The following is a 9,725-nucleotide window of genomic DNA, read 5'->3' as shown; positions in this document are numbered from 1 at the left end:
GGATAGGGAGGGATGCGTCGCGTTCCCCTCCCACGCCTTGTTCCGTTTTGCGGGATCGGTCGTTCGTCCGATCATCCCGGCCCTGTGCCGGGGGCCACCCGCGAACGGCGCTTTTTTCAGGGGGCGCGAGCGGTGCGCTCGTCCATCGGTGGACACCGGCACAGGGCCGGGGTGACGGTCATCGTGGCCAGCCTTCTCCTGTCCGCCTGCGTCGGCGGGTCGGGGCGCAAGCCGCCGCCGCGTTCGGGCAAGCGCCCCGTCGCGACCGCCCCCCGTGTCGAGGATCCGCGCGTCCTGCGCCAGTGCCTCGCCGACCTCGGCCGGCAGGGTGCCAGCTTCCAGAGCCTGCCGGACCGGGTGATGGCCGGCGGCTGCTCCACCGTGGGCACGGTGAAGCTGGTGAAGATCGGCATCCCCACCGCCAATCTGGGCGCGATGAAGTGCCGGCTGGCCGAACGCTTCGTCGCGTGGACCAACGAGGCGCTGCAGAACGCGTCGATGGCGTGGCTCGATTCGCGCGTGGCGAAGATCGAGAGCATGGGCACCTACGCCTGCCGGCCGATCAACAACCGGGCGGGCAATCGCCTGTCCGAGCATGGCAGCGCCAACGCGGTCGATATCGGCGGCTTCGTGCTGGAGAACGGCCGGCGCATCACCGTGAAGGCGGACTGGAACGGGCCGGACGAGAACGCCCGCAACTTCCTGCGCGCGGTCCACAAGGCAGCGTGCCGGCGCTTCTCGGTGGTGCTGGGGCCGGATGCCAACGCGCTGCATCACGATCACCTGCATTTCGACATGGGGCGCGGGCCTTATTGCCGCTGAGCGGATTGCCGTTGAACCGTCACGAACGCTCGCTACGTACGGGCATGACCGATCCCGATCTCCCCGACCGCGTGTTTCAGCCGGCCAAGGCCGATGCCGCCAGTGCCCGCGCCGCCACCCTCAGCCCGCAGACGGGCGACCCGGCCTACCGCCTGGCCTTTCAGGACATGGATTTCCTGCTGCGCGAAGACCTGCGCCCGGTGCGCTTCCAGCTGGAGCTGCTGAAGCCCGAGCTGCTGCTCAACGAGGCGCGCATCCGCTCCACCTTCGTGTTCTACGGCTCGGCCCGCATCCCCGCGCCGGATCGGGCGGACCTGCTGGTCGATGCCGCCGTTACCGACACCCAGCGCACGATCGCCGAACGGTTGCGCGACAAGGCGCGCTACTACGCCGAGGCGCGCGCGCTGGCGGCGCTGGCGAGCGGCACGCCGCTCGACGATGCGGGGTGGCGGCAATTCGTCGTCTGCTCGGGCGGTGGCCCCTCGATCATGGAGGCGGCGAATCGCGGCGCGGCGGACGCGGGGGCCGAATCGATCGGCCTCAACATCGTGCTGGGCCACGAACAGGCACCCAATGAGTATGTCACGCCGGCGCTGTCGTTCCAGTTCCACTATTTCGCGCTGCGCAAGATGCACTTCCTTCTGCGGGCGCGGGCGGTGGCGGTGTTCCCCGGCGGCTTCGGCACGTTCGACGAGTTGTTCGAGCTGCTGACGCTGGTGCAGACCGGCAAGATGGCGGCGCTGCCGATCGTCCTGTTCGGCCGCGACTTCTGGACGCGGGTGATCGATTTCGACGCGCTGATGATGGAAGGCGTGATTTCGCCCACCGATCTCGACCTGATCCACTTCGCCGAGACGGCCGAGGAGGCGTGGGCCCACGTGCGCGATTACTGGGCGCACGACGCGGGGTAGGGGCGCTTCGACGCTCTTGGGCGGGCGGCCTGTCTGACAAGCTGGCCTCGTTTCGGGCGAAGTCGAAACCAAAGCGACCCTTTTAGCGTCGTTCTCCGGCTTTTCTGGGGCAGGCGGCTTTGTTCGCCCGGTTCCAATGCCTAGCGTAGCGTTTTGCGCGCTTCCAAGTAGCCGGGCACGCTGGCGTTATACCGCACGACGGGGCATTCAGCCTCGATAGGTGAAGGGCCGCCACCGTCCTCGCAGCCGCCGGTCCGGCAGCCTTGTTGATCTCTGAGGCCGCGCAGAAGCCCGGCTTGTCCGTTTCCATACCCCGAACGATGTCGAGGGGCCGGCCATTCACAGGACGATCGGCGTCCCGACTTCGTTCGGTACGATCCGCACTCGGCTGGATCATACCCAAAGCCGGGCGAGGGCTTGCCGCCCCGGCCATCCCCTCAGGACGAGGGATCGGTTCACGCCGTCCGACCCTAATGCCCGCCCTCGATCCACGGGATCGCCACGGCCCGTAGCGTCTCTGCCAGCGCCGCTTCCAGATCGAGCGATTCCCATCCGCGCATGGGATTCAGGTGTGCGACGAGTTCGGGCAGCAGTCGCTGGCCGAAGCGGCGGGCGGGGCCGCTCGCCTTGTAACCGGCCTTGTGCTGATCGAACCGCCAGTCGGGGTCGCGTGCCGTCTGGCCGACGTACAGGCCCCACGGCTGGCGGCGGGCAGGATCGTGCAGCAGGATGACGTAGACCGAATGTTTCGCTCCGGCCGCGCCGCGCGTCGTGGCGCGCAGGGTGCGGGCGGCGGCGAGCGCGCGGGGCAGCCAGTCGGGTACCTCCAACGGAGATGGGGGCGGGGTCATCCGCCGTTCCGTGCGGCCCGCATGGTGCGCCGGCGGGGCCCATACGAAAACGGCCGGGGTTTCCCCCGGCCGCCTGTGTCGGTCGTCGCTGGTGCGCGAAGGCCGATCAGTGCTTTTCCTGCTTCGCCGTGCCGGACGTCGCCGGGGCCGCATCGCCCGCGATGTTGCCCTTCGGGCTGGCGGCGGCCTGTGCCTCGGTCTGCACGGGCACGTCCTTGCCCTTGGCCGCCTCGGTCGAGCCGGTGTTGGCGGTCGGCGCGCCCGTGGCGTTGGCGGGGCCACCCTCGGCCGGTGCGCCGTCCGCAGCGGGTGTGCCCGCGGCGGCTGGCGCGGCGCCGGCGGCGGGTGCAGCCGGCATCGGCAGCGGCGAATCGCTCTGCTGGTTCAGATAGGCGATCACGTTCGCCCGGTCTTCCGGCTTGGAGAGGCCTGCGAAGGTCATCTTGGTGCCGGGGGCGAACTTCTTCGGGCTGGTCAGCCATTCGTTCAGGTTGCCCCACGCCCAGGTGCCGCCCTTGCTGGACAGTGCATCGGAGAAGGGGAAGCCGTTCGCGCCCTTGCCGATACTCTCGCCCAGCACGCCCCACAGGTTCGGGCCGAGCGCGTTGGCGCCACCCTTGTCCGCATTGTGGCAGGCCGCGCACTTCTTGAAGACGTCGGCGCCCTTGGCCGGGTCCGCGCTGGCGAGATAGAATTCGATCGGCTGGGCCGGGGCGGCGGCGTCACCGCCGGCCTCTTCCTCGACGCCCTCGACGACATAGCCCATCTTCTCGGGCCGTTCGGCGTGGAAATACTCGCCCGAAACGATCGAGAGACCCAATGCGGCGATGCCACCGGCCAAAGCCCAGCCGGCAATCGTGTTCGTGCGGTCGTCCATGCCCCTCGCAACCTCCTCGCTCGCGCTACCCTGATTGCGCCAAGCGCGATCCCTTTAGATTCGCGGGGCGCTTACCGCAAGCGCGCTTGCGGCGCCGCCCACACCCGCCTAATCGCTCGGCGCGATCATGGAAAGCTATCCCGCCCCCGCCCGCGCGCTCGTCGCCACGATGACAGAGGCAGCAGCGCTGGCGCCGGAACGCGCCGTCGCCTTCCAGGGCGCGCCCGGCGCGAACTCGCACATCGCCGTCAGCGAGGCGTTCCCGAACGCGCTGCCGCTGCCCTGCTTCAGCTTCGAGGACGCGATCGATGCGGTGCGCGAGCAGCGGGCCGACTGCGCGATGATCCCGATCGAGAACTCGCTGCACGGCCGCGTGGCGGACATGCACTTCCTGCTGCCGGAATCCGGGCTGGTCATCACCGGCGAGCATTTCCTGCCGATCCGCTACGCGCTGATGGTGATCGACCCGGCCGTGCCGATCACCGAGGTGATGAGCCATCCGCAGGCGCTGGGCCAGTGCCGCCAGTGGCTGCGCGCGCGCGGGCTGCGACCGATCTCCTACCCCGACACGGCCGGCGCCGCCGCGCTGGTGGCCGAGCGCGGCGATCCGCAGACGGCGGCGATCGCGCCGCTCGCCTCGGCGCATTATTACGGCCTGCACACGCTGGCCGAGGGGCTGGAGGACGAGGCGCACAACATGACCCGCTTCGTGGTGCTGGCGCTGGAACAGCCGCAGCGCGCACCCGCCGCCCGGATGATGACGACGCTGATCTTCGCGGTGAAGAACATCCCCGCCGCGCTCTACAAGGCGATGGGCGGCTTCGCGACGAACGGCGTGAACATGACGAAGCTGGAAAGCTACCAGCGCGGCGACAGCTTCGCCGCGACCGAGTTCTACGCCGATATCGAGGGCGACCCGGAGGATCCGCGCGTGCGCCGGTCGCTGGAGGAACTGGCGTTCCACACCAAGTGGGTCCGTATCCTCGGCACCTACCCGCAGGCGCGCGAACGCAAGCTGGGGTGATCGCTCAGGCGCCCGCCAGCCATCGCTCAAGCAGGGTGTAGGCGATCGCATAGCGCGGCGGGGCGATGAACGGCGCGGCGGCATCCCCGGCAATCGACAGGGCCACATCGGCCCGCGTCACCCACATCGCGTCCTCCAGCTCGTTGGTGTCGAGCGTGATCGCGTCCGAGTCGACGCGGGCGATGCAGGCCATCATCAGCGACGACGGGAACGGCCACGGCTGGCTCGTGACATAGCGCACGGCGGTGGCGCGAACGCCGGCCTCCTCCATCAGCTCGCGGGCGACCGCCTCCTCCAGCGATTCGCCGACTTCGAGGAAACCCGCCAGCGCCGAATAGCGCCCGGCGGGGAAGCGTGGCTGGCGGCCCAGCAGGATGCGCCGATCGCCATCCGCCTCATGCTCGGCCAGCATGATGACGACGGGGTCGGTGCGTGGGTAGTGCTCGGCGCCGCAGCCGGGGCAGCGCCGCGCCCAGCCGGCGCGCATCGTCTCGGTGGGCACGCCGCAGTTGGCGCAGAAACCGTGGCGTGCATGCCAGTCGACCAGGCTGCGCGCGGCGGCATAGGTGCCCGCCTCGCCGGCCGGCAGCGAATCGAGCAGGCGGAAGATGGCGTTGTGCCCGGAACCGCGCGCGCCCTGCCCGAGCGCCACGAAACGGGGCGTGCCGTCGATCAGGCCCAGCAGCGCCAGCTCGGCATCGGCCGGCGCCTCGCCGAGCGGCACCCACGCCAGTGCGCCGGCGTCGTTCGTCACGGGATCCAGCCCGTCCAGGCGCAGCAGCCGCGCGCGCGGGTCGGCGCGGTGGGTGGCATAAGCGGCGGGGTTCTCGCGCTCGTTGTCCAGCCGGTCCAGCGGGGATCCGGTGAAGCCGGGGGGCGTGTCGGTCATGCGGATACTCCGGCGGGATAGGATGGGGCGGGGTCAGGCGCGAAGGTGGCGCGGGCGAGGGTGGCGGCCTTGGCGAACAGGGTGGGCAGGCCGGCCTCCCCGATGTGCGCGACCGGCCACCACTCGCCCGCCACATCCACGGTCGCGGTGCCACCGACGACCGCGAGGTCCAGCGCGAAATGGGTGAAGACATGCGCGACATGGCCGAGCGAAACCCAGTCCGTCGCCACCGGTGCGTCCGTAAGGCCGGGATCGTCCGCCTGCCATGGCCCGCTCGGCAGCGCGCGCATCCCGCCGAGCAACCCCCTTTCCGGGCGACGGTGGAGCAAGACGTGGCCGTCGCGTTCCAGCCAGAAGGCGGTGCCATGCCGTTGCGGCCGCGCGCGCTTGGCCGTCTTGAGCGGGAGGCGGGCGGGGTCGCCGGTCCTCACCGCCGCGCATCGCTCGCGCAAGGGGCAGATCGCGCAGGCCGGATTGCGCGGGGTGCAGATCGTCGCGCCCAGATCCATCATCGCCTGTGCGAAATCGCCCGCGCGGGTGGCCGGGGTCAGCGACTCGGTGGCGACGGCGATTTCCGGGCGGGAGGCGGGCAGCGGCGTTTCGATCGCGAACAGGCGCGAGACGACGCGCTCGACATTGCCGTCCACCACCACCGCGCGACGGCCGAAGGCGATCGCGGCGACGGCGGCGGCGGTATAGGCGCCGATGCCGGGCAGCGCGCGCAACCCCGCTTCCGTATCGGGGAAACGCCCGCCCGCCGCCGCCACCGCGCGCGCGCAGGCCAGCAGGTTGCGGGCGCGAGCGTAATAGCCCAGCCCCGCCCATGCCGACATCACCTCCTCGTCGGCGGCGGCGGCCAGCGCCTGCACCGTGGGCCAGCGCTCGGTAAAGCGGGCGAAGTAGGCGCGTACCGTCGCCACCGTGGTCTGCTGGAGCATCACCTCGGAAAGCCACACGCGATACGGATCGGCGGCGGGCATCCCCGGGGGGCTGCGCCACGGCAGCGTACGCGCGCTGCGATCATACCATGCGAGAAGCGCCTCGGCGGCATCGACGAACATGGGGGCGCTATGGCATGGGGCGGTGGATGACGAAACGAAAACAGACGGCGCCGGAACCACGGCGGGGCGGGGCGGCGCGGCCGGTGGGGCAGATGCTGCCCGATGTCGGGCGCGCCTCGTTCCGCCGCTTCGGCTTCGTCCAGTCCTCGGTGGTAAGCCGCTGGCCCGAGATCGTGGGCGAACGCTATGCCGGCGTCTCCACGCCCGACTCGATCCGCTTCCCTTATGGCAAGCGAGAAGACGGCGTGCTGACGCTCGTGGTGGACGGCGCCCACGCCCCGATGATGCAGCATGTCGCCCCGGCCATCGTGGAGCGGGTGAACCGTTTCTTCGGCTATCCGGCGGTCGCCCGCGTCGCCTTCCGCCAGTCCGCCGCCGCGGCGCCGCCACCGGCACGACGCGCGCCGCCGTCGCTGCGGCCGGTGCCGGCGGAACTGGGTGACAGCCTGCGGGACATCGCCGACCCGGAACTGCGCGCCTGCCTCGCCTCGCTGGCCGGCGCGCTGGGGGCCAGCACCGGCATGCCCGTCGTCGGCCTGCCCGTCATCGGCACGGCCGAGCGGGAGACCGCGCTGTGAAGGCGCTCGCCATTCTCGCCGTGCTGCTCGCCACGCCCGGCGTGGCGGCCACCCCGGCACGCCCCGCCGCCGTCGCGCACGACTGGTCTGCCACCGTCACCCGCGCGCCGGGCGGCGCCTATGTGCTGGGCAATCCGACGGCGCGGGTGCGGGTGGTCGAATATGCCTCGCTTACCTGCTCGCACTGCGCCGCCTTCGCTGCCGAGGGCCTGCCGGCGCTGCGGGCCGATACCATCCGGCGCGGGCTGGTGAGCCTGGAGCTGCGCCACGCCGTGCGCGACCGGGCGGACCTTGCCGCCTCGCTGATCGCGCGCTGCGCCGGGCCGAAGGGCTATTTCGGCCGGGTGGAAAAGATCTTCGCCGCGCAGGCGCAATGGCTGCCGCGCGCCGCCGCGCTCGACGTGGACGACGCCGACACCCCCGCCGCACGGCAGGCGGCGCTGCTCGCCACCGCCAGCGGTGCCGGCCTGCCCGCCATCGTCGGCCTTTCGCCTGCCGCCGCCGCCGCCTGCATCGGCAACCGCGCCGAGCAGGGCGCGCTGGCCGCGATGACCGCCGAGGCCTGGGGCACGCGCAAGATTACCGGCACGCCCACCTTCCTCATCAACGATCGCGCGGTGGAAGGGGCGAGCTGGATGACCCTATCCCCCCAGATCGCCGCCGCGCTGCGCTGAAGCCTTTCCCGCCCGCCTTACAGGAGCCCCTGAGTATGCGTTTCGATCCTCGCTGGGCGCTCGCCGCCATCGCGCTCACCGTCGCCGGCTGCGACAAGAAACCCGCCGAAGCGCCCGCCGCCGGTGGCACGGGCAACACCGCCGCTGCCGCCGGTCAGACGCCCGCCGGGCAGGACTGGACGCAGACCGTCACCCTTACCCCCGAGGGCGGTTTCCGCATGGGCAACCCGGATGCGCCGGTGAAGCTGGTCGAATATGCCTCGCTCACCTGCCCGCACTGCGCCGCCTTCGCCAAGGAGGGCGCCGGCGCGCTCCAGGCCGATTATGTCCGCGCCGGCAAGGTGAGCTGGGAATATCGCACCTTCGTGCTGAACTCGATCGACGTCGCCGCCTCGCTGCTGGCGCGCTGCCAGGGGCCGGCACCATTCTTCAAGCTGGTCGAGCAGGTGTATGCCAATCAGGAAAGCTGGGTCGGCAACTTCCAGAACCTGAGCGACGCGGACCAGAAGCGCATCGCCGCGCTGCCCGAGGATCAGCAATTCGCCGCGCTCGCCAAGGCCGGCGGGCTTGACACCTTCTTCGGCTCGCGCGGGTTGCCCGCCGGCAAGGCGCAGGCATGCCTGACCGACAAGGACGGGCTGGCGAAGGTGATCGCCATCCGCGAGATGGGCACCAATCAGGACAAGATCACCGGCACCCCCAGCTTCCTCGTCAACGGCACGCTGGCCGAGGGCGCGTTCGACTGGGCGAGCCTGAAGCAGAAGCTCGACGCCGCGCTGGCCGGCTGATCCGGCCGGGCCGGGGGGCGGGCGCCCATGCGCATCCGCAGGCTGAAGCTCTCCGGCTTCAAGAGCTTCGTCGAACCGGCGGAACTGCATGTCGAGCCAGGGCTGACCGGCATCGTCGGGCCGAACGGCTGCGGCAAGTCGAACCTGCTGGAGGCGATCCGCTGGGTGATGGGCGAAAGCTCCGCCCGGTCGCTGCGCGGTGGCGGCATGGAGGACGTGATCTTCGCCGGCACCGCCAGCCGGCCGCCGCGCGCCTTTGCCGAGGTGACGATCCTTGTCGATGCGGCCATCCCCGGCGAGGCGGACCTGCAGGAAACCGAGGTGGTCCGGCGGATCGAGCGCGGTGCCGGCTCCGCCTACCGGATCAACGGGCGGGACGTGCGGGCCAGGGACGTGGGCCTGCTGTTCGCCGATGCGGCCACCGGCGCGCATTCCCCCGCGCTCGTCAGCCAGGGGCGGATCGCGGCGGTGATCGCGGCCAGGCCGGCGGAGCGGCGGATGATGCTGGAGGAGGCGGCCGGCATCGCCGGGCTGCACGTGCGGCGCAAGGATGCCGAACAGAAGCTGCGCGCCACCGAGGCCAATCTGGTGCGGCTGGACGAACTGATCGCCGACATGGAGACGCGGCTGGCGACGCTGCGCCGGCAGGCCAGAGCCGCCGAGAAGTACCGCGCGCTTTCCACCGCGATCAGGATGGCCGAGGCGAAGCTGGTCTTCGCCCGCTGGCGCGAGGCCGCCGCCGCCGCCGAGGCCGCCGAGGTGGAGGCCGCCCGCGCCACGCAACTGGTGGAAGCGGCCGCCGGCGCGCAGCGCGACGCCGCCACGCGGCAGCATGAGACCGCCGCCGGTCTCGCCCGTTGTCGCACCGCTGCCGAACAGACACGCGAGGCCGCCGCGCAGGCCGGCCATGCGTTGACCGAGATGCGGGCGAAGCGGGCGGCGCTCGGCCGGCGGATCGACGAGCTGACCGCACAGCGCAGGACACTGGCGACCGACCGCGCCCGGGAGGACAGCCTCGCGCTCGATGCGGCGGCAGCGCTCACGGGGCTGGGCGAGGAGGATCGGGCGCTGACGGCCCGGCTCGCCACCGCCGGGGCGGAAAGCGGCAGGGCGGCCGCGCGGGTGGCGGCGGCGGAGGGCGAGGCGCGCGACGCGGAGGTGGCGCTTGCCCGCGCGCAGGCCGGGCAGGCCGCCGAACTGGCTGAGCAGCGCGTGGCGCAGGCCGCCGTCACCGCCGCGCGCTGCTCAGC

Annotated in this window: 11 protein-coding genes; 7 read left to right on the top strand and 4 right to left on the bottom strand. The window is 71.6% G+C overall.

Features of this window, described 5'->3' with window-relative positions:
* The first annotated feature begins 183 nt into the window (after positions 1-183).
* Positions 184-822: an extensin family protein gene (locus FOY91_RS19465; protein WP_238995801.1), complete on the top strand. Its 639-nt coding sequence runs from the start codon at positions 184-186 to the stop codon at positions 820-822.
* A 44-nt stretch (positions 823-866) separates the two neighbouring features.
* Entirely contained in the window at positions 867-1,733 is an 867-nt protein-coding gene (locus FOY91_RS19460; RefSeq protein ID WP_145155447.1) for an LOG family protein, read from the top strand.
* A gap of 470 nt (positions 1,734-2,203) precedes the next feature.
* Here the strand turns inward: FOY91_RS19460 and FOY91_RS19455 are convergent, their stop codons facing one another.
* Positions 2,204-2,584: a GIY-YIG nuclease family protein gene (locus FOY91_RS19455; protein WP_145155445.1), complete on the bottom strand. Its 381-nt coding sequence runs from the start codon at positions 2,582-2,584 to the stop codon at positions 2,204-2,206.
* Between the two features lie 106 nt (positions 2,585-2,690).
* On the bottom strand, positions 2,691-3,461 hold the full coding sequence (locus tag FOY91_RS19450) for a c-type cytochrome (protein ID WP_145155443.1): 771 nt from the start codon (positions 3,459-3,461) through the stop codon (positions 2,691-2,693).
* Positions 3,462-3,588: 127 nt separating this feature from the next.
* On the opposite strand from FOY91_RS19450, the gene FOY91_RS19445 reads away from it, so the two are divergent.
* Positions 3,589-4,485 (top strand): prephenate dehydratase, encoded by an 897-nt coding sequence (locus FOY91_RS19445; RefSeq protein WP_145155441.1) that lies wholly within the window; start codon positions 3,589-3,591, stop codon positions 4,483-4,485.
* Between the two features lie 4 nt (positions 4,486-4,489).
* Here FOY91_RS19445 and nudC read toward each other — a convergent pair whose 3' ends face one another.
* Entirely contained in the window at positions 4,490-5,374 is an 885-nt protein-coding gene (nudC, locus tag FOY91_RS19440) for an NAD(+) diphosphatase (RefSeq protein ID WP_145155439.1), read from the bottom strand.
* A complete protein-coding gene (gene mutY, locus FOY91_RS19435; RefSeq protein WP_145155437.1) occupies positions 5,371-6,435 on the bottom strand; it encodes an A/G-specific adenine glycosylase in 1,065 nt (354 codons plus the stop codon). The genes nudC and mutY overlap by 4 nt, the downstream gene beginning before the upstream one ends.
* Before the next feature lie 14 nt (positions 6,436-6,449).
* On the opposite strand from mutY, the gene FOY91_RS19430 reads away from it, so the two are divergent.
* The 4 genes from FOY91_RS19430 to FOY91_RS19415 all read left to right on the top strand — a co-directional run.
* Positions 6,450-7,013: a DUF721 domain-containing protein gene (locus tag FOY91_RS19430; RefSeq protein WP_145155435.1), complete on the top strand. Its 564-nt coding sequence runs from the start codon at positions 6,450-6,452 to the stop codon at positions 7,011-7,013.
* Positions 7,010-7,687: a thioredoxin domain-containing protein gene (locus FOY91_RS19425; protein WP_162527287.1), complete on the top strand. Its 678-nt coding sequence runs from the start codon at positions 7,010-7,012 to the stop codon at positions 7,685-7,687. Before FOY91_RS19430 ends, FOY91_RS19425 begins: the two co-directional genes overlap by 4 nt.
* A 35-nt stretch (positions 7,688-7,722) precedes the next feature.
* Positions 7,723-8,475 (top strand): thioredoxin domain-containing protein, encoded by a 753-nt coding sequence (locus FOY91_RS19420; protein ID WP_145155432.1) that lies wholly within the window; start codon positions 7,723-7,725, stop codon positions 8,473-8,475.
* Positions 8,476-8,502: 27 nt separating this feature from the next.
* Positions 8,503-9,725: AAA family ATPase (locus tag FOY91_RS19415; protein ID WP_145155430.1), on the top strand; the 1,223-nt coding region annotated here is incomplete at its 3' end.

This window comes from Alterirhizorhabdus solaris (assembly GCF_007785815.1).
GTDB lineage: Bacteria > Pseudomonadota > Alphaproteobacteria > Sphingomonadales > Sphingomonadaceae > Alterirhizorhabdus > Alterirhizorhabdus solaris.
Note: the sequence above shows the minus strand (reverse complement) of the source record. Positions and strands in the feature narration are given on the sequence as shown.